Below are 18022 nucleotides of genomic sequence, written 5' to 3' on the forward strand. Positions count from 1 at the left end.
TCAAGGTCGTTGCGGCCGCGATGTCCGGATCGGCGCTATTTGACCGCCATGAAGACATGTGACTGTGACGTAAGCCCCAGAGGACCGCCATACAAAAGGCAACTGCCGCCCGAAGAGCGGCAGTTGCCATGTCGACAAAGAGCCCCTGGGGCCCCGTGCTACTTCTCCTGCTACTTCTCCTGCTGCTTGCGCCAGCGAATTCCGGCCTCGAGGAACCCGTCGATCTCACCGTTGAACACGGCCTCGGGGTTGCCCACTTCGAAGTCCGTCCGCAGGTCCTTGACCATCTGGTAGGGGTGCAGCACGTACGAACGCATCTGGTTGCCCCAGGAGTTGCCGCCGTCACCCTTGAGGGCGTCCATCTTGGCCTGCTCCTCCTGGCGGCGCCGCTCGAGGAGCTTGGCCTGCAGGACGTTCATCGCGCTCGCCTTGTTCTGGATCTGCGACCGCTCGTTCTGACACGACACGACGATGCCGGTCGGCAGGTGGGTCAGTCGCACCGCGGAGTCGGTGGTGTTGACGCCCTGGCCGCCGGGGCCCGAGGAACGGTAGACGTCCACCCGGAGCTCGGACTCGTCGATCTCGATGTGATCGGTCTGCTCGACCACGGGCAGGATCTCGACACCGGCGAACGACGTCTGCCGGCGTCCCTGGTTGTCGAAGGGCGAGATCCGCACGAGCCGGTGGGTGCCCTGCTCCACGGAGAGCGTTCCGTAGGCGTACGGCACGTGCACGGCGAAGGTGGTGGACTTGATGCCCGCCTCTTCCGCGTACGAGGTCTCGTAGAGCTCGGTCTTGTACCCGTGCCGCTCGGCCCAGCGCAGGTACATGCGCTGCAGCCGCTCGGTGAAGTCGGAGGCGTCGACGCCGCCGGCCTCGGCGCGGATGGTGACGACGGCCTCGCGGGAGTCGTACTCCCCCGACAGCAGCGTCCGCACCTCCATCTCGTCCAGCGCCTTCTTGACGGCGGTGAGCTCGGACTCGGCCTCGGCACGGGTGTCCGGGTCGTCCTCCTCCTCTGCCATCTCGAAGAGCACGCTCAGATCGTCGATACGCCCGCGCAGCGCCTCGGCCTTCCTGACCTCCGCCTGGAGGTGGCTCAGCTTGCTGGTGATCTTCTGCGCCTCGTCCGGGTCGTCCCACAGGGACGGCGCGGCCGCCTGCTCCTCGAGCACGGCGACATCTGCCCTCAGCTTGTCGAGGTCCAGGACGGCCTCGATCGACTCCATGGTCGAGGAGAGGGACTTGAGCTCTTCGGATACATCGACGACTGCCACGCCTCCAGCGTAACGGCTGCGGCAAGCGGGGCTCCCACCCCCGGGGACCGCGCCCCCGGCCCCCCGTCCCGGCGGCTGCCGCCCCCCGGACCCCCGCTTCGGCCCGGACGGCCTCGTCCTCGGACGCCGGACGGGCTGAGAGCCATGCCCCCGGCCGGAACCATCAGCCCACGCCCTCATCTCCGGCGCGGGCCCTCACCCGTCGGGCCCGTCCGCGACCCTCCGGCGCGGGCCCGCATCTCCGGCCCGTCCGCGACCCTCCGGCACAAGCCCGCACCTCCACCCCGTCCGCGTCCCTCCGGCGCGGGCCCACACCCCTCGGGCCCGTCCGCGATCCTCCGGCGCGGGCCCACACCCCTCCGGCCCGTCCACGACCCTCCAGCACAGGCCCGCATCTCCACCCGTCCGCGACCCTCCGGCGCGGGCCCGCATCTCCGGCCCGCCCGGAACGATCCAGCACAGGCCCGCACCTCCACCCCGTCCGCGACCCTCCGGCGCGGGCCCACACCCCTCGGGCCCGTCCGCGACCCTCCGGCGCAGGCCCGCATCTCCAGCCCGTCCGGCGTTTGAGGACGAGCCCTTCGGGCGATGCGGGGGTCCAGGGGGCGCAGCCCCTTGGCGGGGTCCGGGGCGGAGCCCCGGGGACGGGACCGGCCGGCGTCCGTGGCGGAGCCCCGGGTGCACGACCGGCCGGGGTCCGGGGCGGAGCCGACGCGTCAGGGAGAGGCCGGCGCCGAATTCTTCGTGTCGGACGGCTGCGCCCCCCCGTCGTCCCCCGAGGTGGCAAGCCACGTCCCCACCCCCACCGCGGCGACGAGCACCACTCCCGCCACCCCCAGCGTGATCCGGCGCCGCCGTGCGGAGGCCCGATGCCGCGCCGATCCGGGCCGGGGCGCCCCCGCGGCCCGCGGCACGCGTGCCGTGCCCCGCGCCCCGCCGGCCAGCTCGTCCGGCCCCGGCACCCGCATGGACGTGTGCGTGTCCCGGTTCGAGTCCGGCGCGGCGCCCGGCACCAGCGGCACGGCCCCTCGTCGTACCCGTGACGTCGGCTCGACCGGCTCCGCGGCCTCCTCGGACGTCTCCTCCGCCGGTTCCCCGTCCGGCTCGTCCACGTCCAGCGGCGGCATCCCCGCCAGCAGCGGCAGCTGCTCCCGCAGCCGCGCTCCCAGCTCGGACGCCCGCAGCCGCGACGCCGGGGCCTTCGCCAGACACTGCACGAGGAGCTGCCACAGCTCCTCGGGGATCCCCGGCAGCGGCACCACCGTCTCGGTCACGTGCCGCCGCAGCACCGCCCCCGGGTGTCCGCCCCCGAAGGGCGTGAACCCGGCCAGGAGCTCGTACAGGACGGTCGCCAGCGCGTAGATGTCGACGGCGGCCCGCGGCGGCAGTCCCTCGATGATCTCGGGCGCGAGATAGTCCGGCGTGCCGATGATCTTCGTGGCCCGGGTCCGCCGCGGCGAGTCGATGAGTTTGGCCACACCGAAGTCGGTCAGCAGCGCGGGGTGCGCGCCACCCGGACCGAGCGGCCCCTGCATGTCGAGGAGCACGTTCTCGGGCTTGACGTCCCGGTGGACCACCCCGGCCGCGTGCGCAGCCGCCAGGCCGTCCGCGACGTCGGCCACGATCGCGACCGCGGCTTCCGGCGCCAGCCGGCGTTCCCGGTCAAGCCGGGTGCGCAGGTCCGTACCCCGTACGAGATCCATGACGAGCGCGAGGTCGTTGCCGTCCACCACGAGGTCACGCACCGCGACCACATGGGGATGGTCGAGACCGAGCAGGGCCGTGCGCTCCTGTACGAAGCGGCCCACGAGCTCCTGGTCGGACGCGAGGTCCTCGCGCAGCAGCTTGATGGCGACGGGCCCCTCGGGTCCCTCGCCCAGCCACACCGTACCGGCGCTGCCCCGCCCCAGGATCTGGTGGGCGGTGTAGCGGCTCCCGATCTTCCGTGCCAAGACTGCTCCTACCGACGCGTGTTGCCGCTAAAAGTACGCGTCCGAGGAGCCAACCTTCACTCCGGAGGCGGAAATCACCCGCCAGATGTCGACAAGTCCCCAGAGTCGGCCGCGGACCGACCGTCGGTCAGGTGCGCGGGCGCGGCCCGTCAGTTGCCTGACGAGCCCGAGCCCAGATTCCCGACCCAGTCGCTGACGGCGTGGTATCCGTGCGTCAGCTCGCCCCAGAAGGACCTGGTGGAGCCGATCCAGCCCTGCAGGGGACTGAACTCCCAGACCAGCCATCCACCGACGAACAGGATGACGATCATGAACAGGCAGCCCTTGAGGCAGCCAAGACCCGGGATCCTCATCCGGTTGGCACTGCGCTGCCGCGGCTCGCGCGGCTGCCGCGGCGCGGGCGCCTCGGGCTGCTGCGGCGCGGGAGCGTACCGCTGCGGCTGTGGCTGCGGCTGTGGCTGCTGACGCTGCGCCCGCCGGGACTGCTGTTGCTGCTGCTGCCCGTACTGCTGCTGCTGTTGCTGCTGCCCGTACTGCTGCTGTTGCCCGTAGTGCTGAGGCTGCTGAGGCGCGTACCGCTGGGGCTGCTGCCCCTGCTGCGGATACCCGTATCCGGGCGGCGGCTGCTGGCCCTGCTGCTGCTCGGGCCGCTGCTGCGGTCGTGCGACCTGCCGCTGCGGACGCCGGCGCAGCGGGTCCTGCTCCGGGTCGACGTACTGCTGGAACTGCGTCTGCTCGTTGCGGTCGCGGGCGGCCCGCAGCTGGCTCTGCCAGGGATGCGGGTCCTCCGGCCGGCCGGGCCCCGCGCCGGGCTGGTTCTGCGGCACCGGCGGCATGACGGCGGTCGGGTCGGCGGCGCCCGTGTGCGGAAGGACGCTGGTCGCGCCGTTCGGGTCGTACGCCCCCGGAGCGCCGTGCGGCAGCACCTGGGTGGGGTCGGCCGCGCCCGGCGTGCCGGGCACCGGCGCCGGTGCCGGGTCGGGGGCGAGCAGCGCGCCGACCCCGTCCGCCGCGGCGATCTGCGCGGAGGTGGCGTGCACGCCGACGCCCTCGGCGACGGCGCGCAGCCCGCGCGCGAGGTTCTCGGCGCTGGGCCGCTGGTCCGGGTTCTTGCGCAGACAGCGTTCTATGACCGTCCACAGCGGATCGGGCACGGTGGAGGGCCGGCGCGGCTCGGCGCTCAGGTGCTGGTGCAGCACTTCGAGGGCGGAGCCGCCGGAGAACGGCGGACGTCCGGTGACCAGCTCGTACAGCAGGATGCCCGCGCCGTAGATGTCGACGGCGGACGTCTGCGGACGTCCCTCCGCGGACTCGGGCGCGACATACGCGGGCGTACCGACGAACTCGTGGGTCCGGGTCAGGCCCGGGGAGTCGGCGAGCCGGGCGATGCCGAAGTCGGTGAGCAGCGGGTGCATCTGGCCGCCGTCCTGCTTGAGCAGGACGTTCGCGGGCTTCAGGTCCCGGTGCACGACACCGTCGGCGTGGCTGGCGGCGAGCGCGTCGGCGATCTGGGCGGTGAGCAGGGCGGCGGCGACCGGCGAGAACGGGCCGTTCTCGCGCAGGTAGTGGTGCAGGTCGGGCCCCTCGACCAGGTCCATGACGAGCGCGAGCAGATCACCCTCGACGACCAGGTCGCGGACCCGCACGATGTTCGGGTGGGTGAGCCGCAGCAGGACGGACCGCTCCCGCAGGAAGCGCATCACGACGTCCGCGTCGTTGGCGAGCTCCTCCTTCAGGACCTTGATCGCCACGGTCTCGCCGGGCTGGCCGGCGACGGCCGCCTCGGCACCCGCGGTCTCCCGCTGGCGGGCTCGCCAGACGGTGCCTGTGGCGCCGCGCCCCAGCGGCTCCTCAAGGAGGTACTTGCTCCCTACCGGCCGCACGTCATGCGCTCCCTGTTGCTTGCTTGCCTGGTCCGTCCGCCGTTGTCGCTTCTGCGTGACTTCCGCTGCGGCGGTTCCGCCCAACTGTAATGCCGAGCTGCCCGGCACCGGACTGTCGTCCTGGTCTGCTTCCCGTGAGCGCCTGTGGTTCGTATAAACGCTTACGCAGGCGTTCCCGTACATGTTCGACGGAAAGACGCTCACTCGCGACGGTTGGTTGCCGTTCGGCCCCTTCGACGGGGTGTGACGGATACCGCGACCGATCCCAAGCGGGCACCGGTCGGGCACTGGTCAGGCACTTTTACGGGCAGAGCCGACCAATCAAGATCACTTCTGCCCGGGTGGCGGGCGTGTTGTCAGTGACAGGTGCGAGGATGCCTTCAGTACTGGCCGACGTGTCCGTGCGCGGTGGGGGGATCTGCGGTGGGGGGACCGCAGCACAGCCTCGTCCTCGTCGCGGGCGCCTGCGCGGAAGGGACCCCTGACGGCGATGCAGATCCGGCTGACCGTCGTAGACCCGCTGGGCCCGCCTTCGGAGCCGCGGGGGCGTGCCACGGCCTGCGATGTGCTGGTCACCGCCCCCGCCGGGACGGCGCTGGCGGCGGTGGCGTCGGGTCTGGCCTCGGCGGTCGGCGGGGAAGGGAGCGCCGGCCCGTCCGAGCGGAGCCGGGAGCCCGGCGGTGGTCCGGTCGTGCTGTACGCGGGCGCCGAGCGGCTCGACGGGCAGCGCTGCACGCTGGGCGAGCCGCCGCTGACCGACGGCGCGGTGCTGTCGCTGGGCGCCCCCACGGAACCCGGTCCGGACGTCGACGAGGACGCGGCCCAGCTCCACGTCGTCGCGGGCCCCGACGCGGGCGGCGTGCACCTGCTGCACGGCGGCCGGATCCACATCGGCCGTTCCGCCGAGGCGGACGTCCCGCTGGACGACCCCGACGTCTCCCGTCTGCACTGCGCGGTCACGGTCTCTCCCGAGGGCCGCGTCACGGTGGCCGACCTGGGATCGACGAACGGTACGACGCTGGACGGCGCCCGCGTCACCACCCGCCCGGTCGGCTTCCCGCCGGGCGCGCTGCTGCGCGTGGGCGAGTCCGCCCTGCGGCTGGCCCCACCCGGCGGACCGGGCTCCGTGGGGACGGCACCCGACGGGGAGGGACACGTCCGGGTCTCCACCACCGCCGGTACGGGCGCCCGCCCTGATCCGGTGTCCGCCCGCGTCGCGTCCGTGCCCCGGGCCCGTACCCCGGACGCCGCAGAGCCGCCCCGCGACGACACCCGTCACGCCTACGGATCGACGCGGTGGGAGGCCACCGAGGACGTCACCGGAACACGCACGCACGGCCGGGCCGTGCCGCACGCCGCCCCTTCCGCCTCGCACGCCGCCCCTTCCGCCTCGCCCGCCACCTCGCCCGCGCCCTCCGCCGTGCCCCCCGTCGTACCGGAACAGGGCAGGGCGCCCGGGATCGAGAGCAGGTGGCCGGAGCCGTCCGGTCCGGGCACCACGTCCGCCGGGGACCTCGCGCGGTCCCCGGCCGACCCTGATCAAAGCACCAGGAAAGGCACTCCCCCGCGGGGCACCGACCTGCCGCCGGGTGAGCGCAGGCGCGGCGGCCTCGGGGCCTGGGCGCGCCGCCTGACCGGAAGCCGGGGCGAGCCCACGGACACCGGACAGGACCCGTACGGGTACGGGGAGCACGCCGAGTACGGGGAACACGGTGCGTACGGGGAGCACGGCGAGAACCACGCCGCCGGGTCCACGGCGGACGGCGGCACGGCACAGGTGCCGGAGAGCTGGCCCGACCCCGCGACGCTGCTGCTCACCGCGCTCGGACCGGGATCGCGGCTGTGGGAACGCGGCCCGGGACACCCGGAGGCGCTGACGGTACGGCTCGGGACGGCCGACCGGGCGACGCCCCACGGTTCGGGGCTGCTGCCCGCGGTGCCGGTCACGGCCGGCCTGCGGGAGGCCGGCGCGCTGGGCCTGGCGGGACCGCGGGCGCGCCTCGCGGGGCTGGCCCGCTCGGTGGTCGCACAGCTCGCGGCGCTGCACTCGCCGGGCACCCTGGAGATCGTCCTGCTCAGCACGGACCGCTCCCGCCCGGTCGAGGAGCGCACCGCGCAATGGGCCTGGCTCGGCTGGCTCCCCCATCTGCGCCCGACCCACGGCCAGGACTGCCGCCTGCTCCTCGCCTACGACCGCGAACAGGCGACCGCCCGCACGGACGAACTGCTGCGCCGCCTCGAGGACCACCTGACGGAAGCGGACGGCGGTCACGCCACGCACTCCCGGGGCGCCGGCACCACCGACCCCGGCGCCCGCCCCCGGCCGTACGACGAGGCCGACCACATCCCGCTGGACACCCGGGCCGCCGGACGGCGCCCGTCCTGGGCGCGGGACGAGGACCCGGCGGACAAGGGCGGGACCCGGGGCCCGGAGCGGGACTTCGACGGGCCGTACACGCTGGTCGTCGTCGACGGGGACCCCGGAGGGGCCGACGTGCGGGAGGCCGTGCTGCGGCTGGCGCACGAGGGGCCCCGCGCGGGCATCCACGTGCTCTGCCTCGCCGAGACCGCGGCGGCGTCCCCCGCGTCCCCGGTGACGAAGACGTACGAGGCGGCCTGTTCGGCGTCACCGGCGTTCCGGGAGTGCGGGACCGTCGCGCTGCTCAGCGGGGACGTGGCCACGGCGCTGCGGCTCATGCGGGTCGCGTCCGGCGCCCCCGTCGGGCACGGCACGGTCGCCACCGTGGACGCGGTGTCCCGGGCCTGGGCCGAGCGCTTCGCCCGCGCCCTGGCGCCCCTGCGCACGGACGGCGCGCACGGCGACCGGCACCCGCGCGTGTCCGCTCCGCTCCCCCAGATCGCCCGTCTGCTGGACGAACTGGGACTGGCCCGCGCCACCCCCGCCTCACTGCTGGCGCGTTGGGCGGACGCGGCCGATGACACGGAGTCGCTCGGCGGGCGCGGACGGGCGGTCCTGGGCGCCGGCCCGCGCGGGCCGCTGGGTGTGGACCTCCCCGCCGAGGGCCCCCATCTGCTGATCGAGGGCCCGCCGGGCAGCGGGCGTACGGAGCTGCTCCGTTCGATCGCCGCGTCCCTGGCCGCCGCGGAGCGGCCCGACCGGCTCGGCATCGTGCTGGTGGACGGCCGGGACAGCACCGGCGGCCCCGGCGCGGCGCAGGGCGGCGAGGGGCTGCGGGTCTGTACGGACCTCCCTCACGTCACCACCCATCTCACCGCCAACGACCCTGTGCGGATGCGGGAGTTCGCCCAGTCGCTGAGCGCCGAGCTGAAGCGGCGGGCCGAGCTTCTCGGGCGGCTCGGCTTCGCGGAGTGGCACACCCACCGGGAGGTGTCGGGCCGGTTCGTCGGCCAGCGAGCGGCCCGGCCGTCCCCCGGGGCGCCGTCGGACGCGTCCTCCGGTGCCGCCGATCTGGACACCCCGCCCAGTTCGACGCTGCGGCTGCGGCCGGCGGCCACACGCGCGCGTGCCGAACCCGGGCCGCCGCTCGCCCGTCTCGTCGTCGTGGTCGACGACCTGGACGCGCTGCTCTCCCCCGCGCTGGGGTCGCCGGGCCGGCCGGCGGCCGGTTCGGTCGTACGCGCCCTGGAAGCCGTGGCACGTGAGGGCGACCGGCTCGGTGTCCATCTCGTGGCGGCCGCCTCGGACGACGGACGGGCGGCGGCCAGTGAGCCGGGGCGTTCCGCGGGGCTCCGTGTCGCCCTGGACCCGGTGTCACCCGGGGCCGACGAACCCGCCCCCGGACGTGGGCGGTTGTTCACCCCGGACGGCCGGGTCACGCCCTTCCAGGCCGGGCGGGTCACGGGGCGCATTCCGCGGACGGCGACGCTGCGGCCGACGGTCGTGCCCCTCGAGTGGCAGCGTATGGGGGATCCGCCGGCGCGGCGGCCCGTACGGGAGCTGGGTAACGGGCCGACGGATCTGGCGTTGTTGGCCAGTGCGTTGGAGCGGGCGGCGAGGTCGGTGGCGGCCGCCGAGGTTCCGTCCCTCCTCTGACCCCGTTTCCCTCGCCCTCGCCGCTCCTGCCCTCCCCCAAGCTCTCGGCGTCGCTCGAGCAGGGGGGACCGCCGTCGTCCCCGGGGCTCGCCCCGGACCCAGCCAAGGGGCTGCGCCCCCTGGACCCCCGCATCGCCCGAAGGGCTCGTCCTCGAACGCCGGGTGGACTGAGTAGGCGGGCCTGCGCCGAGCAGTGCCGTGCAGGCGCCCGGGGGCGGAGCCCCCAGGTACGGGCCGGGCCGGGACAGCGGCCGCCGGCCACCCCCAAGGGGCGCGGGGAACTGCGCGACCAGCCCCCACCCACCCGCATCCGGAGAACCACCCACCCGGGCCGGCCAGGCCGGCATGCCACGTCACGACCCAATCACGATCGCTCACTTGACACCGTAGGCGCTCTTGCCGCCCTTAAGGCCCCGGGCGTAGACCAGACCGCACGGGACAGCGCCGCACGTTCGACGACGAACGAGGAACGGGGCAGTAATGCGCAGATCGCTTCGTACAGACAGCTCGCCCACCCACTCGACGCACAGGGCCGCACAGGCCGCCGCAGCCGCCGTCATCGCCGGCGCACTCACCCTCACCGCATGCGGCGGTGGCGACGGCAAGAAGAGCGACGACGGCAAGAGCGGTGCCAGCACCGGTGACACGGCGGGCAGCGGCGGAAGTGTCAGTCTGCCCAAGCTCGACGGCGCGAGCCTGGAGGTCGCCGCCGTGTGGACGGGGCCCGAACAGGCCAACTTCAAGAAGGTGCTGGCGGAGTTCGAGAAGCGCACCGGAGCGAAGGTCACCTTCGTCCCCGCACAGGACCCGATCATCAACTTCCTCGGTTCGAAGATCGCGGGCGGCGCGCCGCCGGACGTCGCGCTGCTCCCCCAGGTCGGCGCCATCAAGCAGGCCGTCGAGAAGAAGTGGGCCAAGCCGGTCGGCGCCGAGGCCCAGGCCCAGCTCGCCAAGAACTACTCGCAGGGCTGGCAGGACCTCGGCAAGGTCGACGGCAAGCAGTACGCCGTGTACTACAAGGCGGCCAACAAGTCGCTGGTCTGGTACAACACGAAGGTCTTCGAGAACGCGGGGGCGAAGGAGCCCGCCACCTGGAAGGACTTCCTCTCCACCGCCCAGACCGTCTACGACTCCGGGGTCACCCCCGTCTCCGTGGGAGGCGCGGACGGCTGGACCCTCACCGACTGGTTCGAGAACGTCTATCTCTCCCAGGCCGGTCCGGAGAAGTACGACCAGCTCGCCCAGCACAAGATCAAGTGGACGGACCCGTCCGTGAAGGACGCCCTGACCACGCTCGCCCAGTTGTGGGGCAACAAGAACTACGTCGCGGGCGGCCCGGACGGCGCGCTGCAGACGGAGTTCCCGGCCTCGGTGACGCAGACGTTCACCGGCGGCGACCAGCCGAAGGCCGGCATGGTCTTCGAGGGCGACTTCGTGGGCGTCAACATCGCGGAGACGAAGGCGAAGATCGGCACGGACGCGAAGGTGTTCCCGTTCCCCGCGGTGGGCGACAAGGCGCCCGTGGTCAGCGGTGGTGACGCGGCCGTCGTCCTGAAGGACTCCAAGGCGGCCCAGGCACTGGTCACCTTCCTGGCCTCCCCGGACGCGGCGACCATCCAGGCGAAGCTCGGCGGCTATCTCTCCCCCAACAAGAGCGTGGCGAACTCCGCGTACCCGAACGCCGTGCAGCAGTCGATGGCGAAGGCCCTGATCGCCGCCGGTGACGACTTCCGCTTCGACATGTCCGACCAGGCCCCGCAGTCCTTCGGCGGTACGCCCGGCAAGGGCGAGTGGAAGGACCTGCAGGACTTCCTGAAGAACCCCAAGGACGTGGCGGGGACGCAGGCGAAACTGGAGGCCGACGCGGCCGCGGCGTACAAGGGCTGATCCGGCGATGACGTCGGCAACGGCGGGAGGGGTCGGCCCGACCCCTCCCGCGGCGACACGGCGCAAGAGCGTGACCGGTACGCGCAGGACCGTGGCAGTGCTGTTCCTGCTGCCCTGCCTCGTGCTGCTCGGCGCGCTCGTGGTCTACCCGATCGGGTACTCGCTGGTCCGCAGCTTCCTCAACCAGTCCGGTGACGGTTTCGCCGGATTCGACAACTACAAGGCGCTGTTCACGGACGACGGCATTCGCACGGCGCTCAAGAACAACGTCATCTGGGTCGTGTTCGCGCCCACCACCGCGACCGCGCTCGGTCTCGTCTTCGCGGTGCTCACCGAACGGGTGCGCTGGGGCACGGCGTTCAAGCTGGTCGTCTTCATGCCGATGGCGATCTCGATGCTCGCCGCGGGGATCATCTTCCGGCTGGTGTACGACCAGGACCCGGACAAGGGGGTGGCGAACGCGGTCTGGGTCGGGGTGCACGACACGTTCGCGGAGTCGTCCGCGTTCCCGAAGGCCCACCCGGGACGGCAGTCGCCACTCCGGCCGGAGAAGGGCGGGTTCGTCACCGGCCAGGCTGTACGGGCGGGGCAGTCCGTCGCACTGCCGCTCGTCGGTGTCGCCCCCGACCAGATGCCCGGCAGCGCGAAGAAGGCCGTACAGGCCGCCGTCGAGCCGGGCAAGGTCACCGGGACGGCCTGGCAGGACTTCACCCGCGGCGAGGGCGTCGGCAGGCTCGGGCAGGCCGATCCGAGCGAGCTGGGCTACGCCGGTATGAAGGTCGAGGCCGTCAAGGACGGCAAGGTGGTCGCCTCCACGAAGGTGCGCGACAACGGCACGTTCACGCTGCCGGCCCAGGCCGACGGGGCCCTGCTCCGGCTGCCCGCGAGCAACTTCAAGGAGCCGTACAACGGTCTCGACTGGCTCGGCCCGTCCCTGGTCACCCCGGCGATCATCGGCTCGTACATCTGGATGTGGGCCGGTTTCGCGATGGTGCTGATCGCGGCGGGGCTCGCGGGCCTGCCGCGGGAGCTGCTGGAGGCCGCCCGGGTCGACGGCGCGAACGAGTGGCAGGTCTTCAGAAGGGTCACGGTGCCGCTGCTCGCGCCGGTGCTCGCGGTCGTCGCCGTCACCCTGATGATCAACGTCCTGAAGGTCTTCGACCTGGTCTTCATCATCGCGCCGGGCTCCTCCCAGGACGACGCCAACGTGCTGGCCCTGGAGCTGTACCGCAAGGGCTTCTCCGAGGACCAGCCGGGCATAGCGAGCGCCATCGCGGTGTTCCTGCTGCTGCTCGTGATCCCGGTGATGCTGTTCAACATCCGACGGCTCCGGCGGGAGGTACGGCGATGACCACACACGCCGGCACGGTCACCGAGACCACGCCCGTCACCGCCCGGGAGAAGACCAGGACCTCGCTCGGCTCCCGCCTCGCGAGCGGCGTCAGCGGCGGGATCGTACGCGTCTTCCTGCTGCTCGTCGGCCTGTTCTGGCTGGTGCCGACCATCGGGCTGCTGCTGTCCTCGCTGCGCAGGCCGGAGGACATGAGCGCGTCCGGCTGGTGGAAGGTGTTCAGTGAGCCGTCGCAGCTCACCGTGGACAGCTACCAGAAGCTCCTGGAGAACGGCGACATCACCAACTCGCTGCTGAACACGGTGCTGATCACGGTTCCGGCGACCCTCCTGGTCGTGGTGATCGGCTCGCTCGCGGGCTACGCCTTCGCCTGGATGGAGTTCCCGGGCCGCGACTGGTGGTTCCTCGGCACGGTCGGCCTGCTGGTCGTCCCCGTGCAGGTGGCGCTGATCCCGATCGCCGAACTCTTCGGGAAGATCGGCATCTTCGGCACGATCTTCGGGGTGATCCTCTTCCACGTGGGCTTCGGCCTGCCCTTCGCGGTGTTCCTGCTGCGGAACTTCTTCGCGGAGATCCCGCGCGAGCTGCTGGAGGCGGCCCGACTGGACGGTGCGGGTGAACTGCGCCTGTTCGTACGGGTCGTGATGCCGCTCGGCGGTCCCGCGATCGCCTCGCTGGGCATCTTCCAGTTCCTGTGGGTGTGGAACGACATGCTGGTCGCGCTGGTGTTCTCCGACTCGGGCAGCCAGCCGATCACGGTCGCCCTGCAGACCCAGGTGCGCCAGTTCGGCAACAACATCGATGTGCTGGCACCGGGCGCCTTCATCTCGATGGTGATCCCGCTGGCCGTGTTCTTCGCGTTCCAGCGGCAGTTCGTGTCCGGCGTGATGGCGGGCGCCGTCAAGTAGCGGTACGACGGGCGGGTCGAGGGGCGGACCGGACACCGGTTCGCCCCTCTGCGTTCACCCGGGGTCCCCCATATGCCACATCTGGCGTAACCAAGTCACCCCTTCGGCCGTTGCCGGGCAGTATGCCCGCGCCGACCCATGGATGTCCGTTGCCCAGGTTCAGTGTCATCGTCCCCGCGTACAAGGTTCAGGCGTACCTGCACGAATGCCTCGAATCCGTGCTGGAGCAGTCTTTTCCGGACCTCGAACTGATCGCCGTCGACGACTGTTCGCCCGACGCCTGCGGCGCGATCATCGAAGAGTTCGCCGAGCGTGACGCCCGTGTCCGCCCGGTGCGCCTGCCGCGGAACGTGGGCCTGGGACACGCCCGCAACGCGGGGCTCGCACAGGCCACCGGCGACTATCTGGTCTTCCTGGACGGCGACGACACCCTCACACCGGACGCGCTGCACGCCATCGCCGACCGCCTGAAGGAGACCGGCGAACCGGACGTCCTGGTCTACGACTACGCGCGCACCTACTGGTCGGGCGAGGCGGTCCGCAACCAGTTCGCGGCGCACCTCACCGAGGAGGGCCCGGCGCCCTTCCGGCTCGACGACCGGCCGGGGCTGCTCAAGGTCCTGATGGTGGTGTGGAACAAGGCGTACCGGCGGGAGTTCGTCGAACGCGCGGGCTTCACCTTCCCGCCCGGGTACTACGAGGACACGCCGTGGACGTACCCGGTGCTGACCTCCGCCGAGACGATCGCGACCCTCGACCGGGTCTGTGTTCACTACCGCCAGCGCCGCCAGGGCAACATCCTCGGCACCAGCAGCCGCAAGCACTTCGACATCTTCGCCCAGTACGACCGGGTCTTCGCGCACCTCGACGCGCACTCGGAGCTGGAGCACTGGCGCCCGGTCCTGTTCCGCCGCATGGTCGACCACCTCTCGACGGTGTTCACCAAACGGGGCCGGCTGCCGCGCGGCACCCGCGCCGAGTTCCTGCGCGCGGCCCGCGCCCACTACCGCCGCCACCGCGCGCCGGGCGTCCCGGTCCCCCTGCGCACCCGTGTCCGGCACGCCCTGGTCCGGCTCGGCAACCACCGTACGTACCGGCTGCTGTCGCTGGCCTCACGCGTCCACAAGAAGACGCTGCGCCGCACCAAGGAGCTGCTCCGCGGGGCCCGCGGAGCGGCGCTCCAGTTCCACTACCGCGTGCAGCTCCGCCTCCCGCTGCGCGCCGACCGCGCCGTCTTCTCCAGCTACTGGGGGCGCGGTCACGGCTGCAACCCCGGCGCCCTGGAGTCCGCGTTCCGCGACCTCGCGCCGCACATCCGCACCGCGTGGATCGCGCACCCCGAGCACCACCACACGATCCCGCCGGCGACGCACCGGCTGCGGCCCGGCTCGGCCGGGTACTGGACCGCGCTGGCCCGCTCCAAGTACCTGGTCAACAACGTCAACTTCGACCGCAGGCTGGTCAAGCGGCGCGGCCAGATCATGATCCAGACCCAGCACGGGACCCCGCTCAAGCACATGGGTCTCGATCTGCAGGACCGTCCGGCCGCCGCCCGCGGCACGGACTTCGCCGAACTGCTGCGCAGCGCCGACAAGTGGGACTACTGCCTGTCCGGCAACCGCCACTCCACCCTGGTCTGGGAGCGCGTCTTCCCGGCCGCCTTCACCACGCTGGAGTACGGCCTGCCCCGCAACGACGTCTTCCAGCGGGCGACTCCGGCCGACGTGGCGCGGCTGCGCGAGTCCCTGGGCATCCCCGCGGGCACGGTCGCGGTCCTGTACGCGCCGACGTACCGCGACTACCGGCTCACCCAGCGCCTCACCCTCGACCTGGAGCGCGTCCTGCGCCGGCTCGGCCCGCGCTTCGTCGTGCTGACCCGCGCCCACCACGCGTACACGGGTCCCCTCACCGCCGTCCCCGGGAGCCGGCTCATCGACGTCTCCGACCACCCGAGCGTCGAGTCCCTCTGTCTCGCCTCGGACGCGCTGGTCACCGACTACTCGTCCCTGATGTTCGACTACGCGGTCCTCGACCGGCCGATCGTGATCCACGCGGACGACTGGGAGGCGTACGAGGCATCCCGCGGCACCTACTTCGACGTGCGCGCCTTCCCGCCGGGCGAGGTCGCGGGCAGCGAGGACGAGCTGATCGACATCTTCGCGGGCGGACACTGGAGCGGCTCCCGTTCGGCGCGGCTGCGGGCCACGTTCCGCGAGCGTTTCTGCCCGTACGAGGACGGGTCCGCCGCCGAGCGGGTGGTGCGCCATGTCGTGCTGGGCGAGAGCGGCGGGCTGCCGCGGGCCCTCCCGCTCGCCGAGCGCCACCCGGTCGCGTCGGCCGCCCGGACCCGGCCGGTGCCGCCCCTCGCCACGGTGCCCGCGCCCGGTTCTCCCTCCCACGTCACCGAGATCCTCTGAACCGGAGCAGGCATGCCCTCCAGCCCCTCCCGGCCCACGCCGTCCCGGCCCGCCACCTGGCGTCCGGCCGGCCGGCCGAAGCGATGACAACCCGCCTCAGCACCCCCCGAGACCTCGGCTCCCTGTGAGAGAAAGAGCAGAATGCCCCGCTTCAGCATCATCGTCCCCACCCATGGAGTCGCCGGGCGGCTTGCCCTCGCACTGGACTCGGTCCTCGGCCAGTCCTTCGGCGACTTCGAGCTGATCACGGTCTGCGACACGCCGGACTCCCCGGCGGCCGAGGTGGTCGCCGGGTATGCCGCGCGCGACTCCCGGGTCGTCCCGGTGCACTCGCCGCCGTCGGACGGGCTGAGCGCGGCGCGCAACACCGGGATCGGGGCGGCGGCCGGCACGTATCTGCTCTTCCTGGACGGTGACGACGTCCTGGTGCCGGGCGCGCTGGGGACCCTGGAGGGCGGGCTGCGCGAGGAGCCCGACGTCCTGTACTTCGCGCACGAGCGGGTCCACTGGTGGGACGTCGAGACCAGCACGCCCCCGCTCCCGAGGACACCCGAGGGGGTCTTCACGCCCGGCCGGGCACCGCGGCTGACCGGTGTGCTGCTGCCGGCCTGGAGCGCGGCCTACCGGCGGGACTTCCTGCGCGAGCGGGATCTCTCCTTTCCCCAGGGGCACTTCACGGACCTGGGCTGGGGCGGTCTGGTGAATCTCGCCGCCGAACGGATGGCGGTGCTGCGCTCCGTCCTCGTACGCCATCTGCTGCGCCGGCAGGGCAGCCGGCTGAACGAGCCGGGCGAGCACCAGTTCCACCTGCTCGACCAGGTCGGCCTGGTGCTCGCGCGGGCCGCCGCACAGGGGCTGTCCGAGGAGCGGTCGAGGGCGCTGTTCGGCGACCTCTTCACGGCGGTGCTGAAATCGGCGGCGCATCCCAGGCGGCTTCCCCTGAGCCGGCGCCGGGCCTTCTTCCGCCGTGCGGGCAGGCTCTACCGTCTGCACCGCCCGGCCGGGTTCAGGCCCCCGGCGGGCCGGGTCGGGGTGCAGCACCGGCTGCTGGCGGCCGGTGCGTACAGCGCGTTCCGCGCGCTGCGCGGCGCCAGCCGGCGGCTGCCGAGGGTCTGGGGCAAAGTGCCGCGTCCCCGGCTGCTGCGCACCCGTACGCGGTACGCGGCGCAACTGCGCCGCCCGCTGGACGAGAACCTCGCGGTGTACTGCGCCTACTGGGGGCGCGGCTACGCCTGCAACCCGGCCGCGATCCACGCCAAGGCCCGTGAACTCGCCCCGCACATCCGGGGGGTGTTCCTCGTCGAGGCGGATGCGGTGGACGGGCTGCCCGCGGGCGTGGACCACGCGGTGATCGGCAGCGCCCGCTCCTGGGAGGTGCTGGCCCGCGCCAAGTACCTGATCAACAACGCCAATTTCGCGGACGGCGTCGTCAAGCGCCCCGGCAGTGTGCATCTGCAGACCCAGCACGGCACCCCGCTGAAGAAGATGGGCGTCGACCAGTCGACGTACCCGGTGGTGGCCGCGGCGACCGGCAGTTTCACCAAGCTGCTGACCCGGGTGGACCGCTGGGACTACAACCTCTCCTCCAACCGGCACTCCACGGAGATGTGGGAGCGGGCGTTCCCGGGCACGTACGAGGCCCTGGAGTACGGCTATCCGCGCAACGACGTCTACTGCACGGCGACCGCCGAGGACGTCGCCCGGGTGCGCGCGCGACTGGGCGTGCCCGAGGGCAGGACGGCCCTGCTGTACGCGCCGACGCACCGGGACCACAGCACGGGTTTCGAGTCCCGGCTGGACCTGGAGGCGTTCTGCGAGGAGATCGGCGACTCCTTCGTCGTGCTGCTGCGCGCCCACTACTTCTACGACGAGGGCGGCCGCGCGGGCAGCGGCCGGATCATCGACGTGACCCGGCACCGCTCCTCGGAGGACGTCTGTCTGGCCGCCGACGCGCTGATCACGGACTACTCGTCGATCATGTTCGACTACGCCAACCTCGACCGTCCCATCGTCGTGTACGCGGACGACTGGGAGGTGTACCAGGAGACGCGGGGCGTCTACTTCGACCTGCTCCAGGCGCCGCCGGGGCCGGTGGCCCGTACCCCCGGGGAACTCGCGCGGGTGTTCCGCGACGGCTCCTACGCGGACGACTCCTCGCGGGCCCTGCGGGCCGGATTCCGTGAGCGGTTCTGCTCGTTCGACGACGGGCAGGCCGCCGAACGGGTCGTCCGCAGAGTGCTGCTGGGCCAGCCGCCCGAGGCGATCCCCCCGGTGATCCCGCTCGCCGAGCGGCCTCCGGCCCCCGCCGCGTCCACCCTCGTAAGGAGCTGAC

General features: G+C 72.7%; 9 protein-coding genes. 6 read left to right on the forward strand and 3 right to left on the reverse strand.

All coding sequences use genetic code 11. The annotated features are described in order from the left end of the window. Nucleotides 1-170 precede the first annotated feature (170 nt). The 3 genes from prfB to ACFVTC_RS10520 all read right to left on the reverse strand — a co-directional run bounded on the left by prfB (nt 171) and on the right by ACFVTC_RS10520 (nt 5112). Nucleotides 171-1277: a peptide chain release factor 2 gene (prfB, locus tag ACFVTC_RS10510; RefSeq protein WP_168528393.1), complete on the reverse strand. Its 1107-nt coding sequence runs from the start codon at nt 1275-1277 to the stop codon at nt 171-173. A gap of 716 nt (nt 1278-1993) precedes the next feature. Then, nucleotides 1994-3229, reverse strand: coding sequence for a serine/threonine-protein kinase (locus ACFVTC_RS10515; protein ID WP_390126111.1), 1236 nt, complete (start codon nt 3227-3229; stop codon nt 1994-1996). A gap of 149 nt (nt 3230-3378) precedes the next feature. Continuing rightward, nucleotides 3379-5112 (reverse strand): serine/threonine-protein kinase, encoded by a 1734-nt coding sequence (locus ACFVTC_RS10520; protein WP_390126112.1) that lies wholly within the window; start codon nt 5110-5112, stop codon nt 3379-3381. 490 nt (nt 5113-5602) lie between these two features. Here ACFVTC_RS10520 and ACFVTC_RS10525 point away from each other — a divergent pair, with 490 nt between their 5' ends. The 6 genes from ACFVTC_RS10525 to ACFVTC_RS10550 all read left to right on the forward strand — a co-directional run bounded on the left by ACFVTC_RS10525 (nt 5603) and on the right by ACFVTC_RS10550 (nt 18021). Continuing rightward, nucleotides 5603-9127, forward strand: coding sequence for an FHA domain-containing protein (locus ACFVTC_RS10525; RefSeq protein WP_390126115.1), 3525 nt, complete (start codon nt 5603-5605; stop codon nt 9125-9127). A 480-nt stretch (nt 9128-9607) separates the two neighbouring features. After that, nucleotides 9608-11014 (forward strand): ABC transporter substrate-binding protein, encoded by a 1407-nt coding sequence (locus tag ACFVTC_RS10530; protein WP_390126117.1) that lies wholly within the window; start codon nt 9608-9610, stop codon nt 11012-11014. Between the two features lie 7 nt (nt 11015-11021). Next, nucleotides 11022-12365, forward strand: coding sequence for a carbohydrate ABC transporter permease (locus tag ACFVTC_RS10535; protein ID WP_390126119.1), 1344 nt, complete (start codon nt 11022-11024; stop codon nt 12363-12365). Next, the gene (locus ACFVTC_RS10540; RefSeq protein WP_390126121.1) at nt 12362-13273 is read left to right on the forward strand and encodes a carbohydrate ABC transporter permease; all 912 of its coding nucleotides are present in this window, start codon (nt 12362-12364) and stop codon (nt 13271-13273) included. Before ACFVTC_RS10535 ends, ACFVTC_RS10540 begins: the two co-directional genes overlap by 4 nt. 149 nt (nt 13274-13422) lie before the next feature. Further along, nucleotides 13423-15690 (forward strand): CDP-glycerol glycerophosphotransferase family protein, encoded by a 2268-nt coding sequence (locus ACFVTC_RS10545; protein ID WP_390126123.1) that lies wholly within the window; start codon nt 13423-13425, stop codon nt 15688-15690. Between the two features lie 141 nt (nt 15691-15831). Continuing rightward, nucleotides 15832-18021, forward strand: a complete 2190-nt coding sequence (locus tag ACFVTC_RS10550; RefSeq protein WP_390126125.1) for a CDP-glycerol glycerophosphotransferase family protein — start codon at nt 15832-15834, stop codon at nt 18019-18021. Nucleotide 18022: the final 1 nt, after the last annotated feature.

This window comes from Streptomyces sp. NPDC057950, from assembly GCF_042887295.1.
In the GTDB taxonomy this organism is placed as follows: domain Bacteria; phylum Actinomycetota; class Actinomycetes; order Streptomycetales; family Streptomycetaceae; genus Streptomyces; species Streptomyces kaempferi.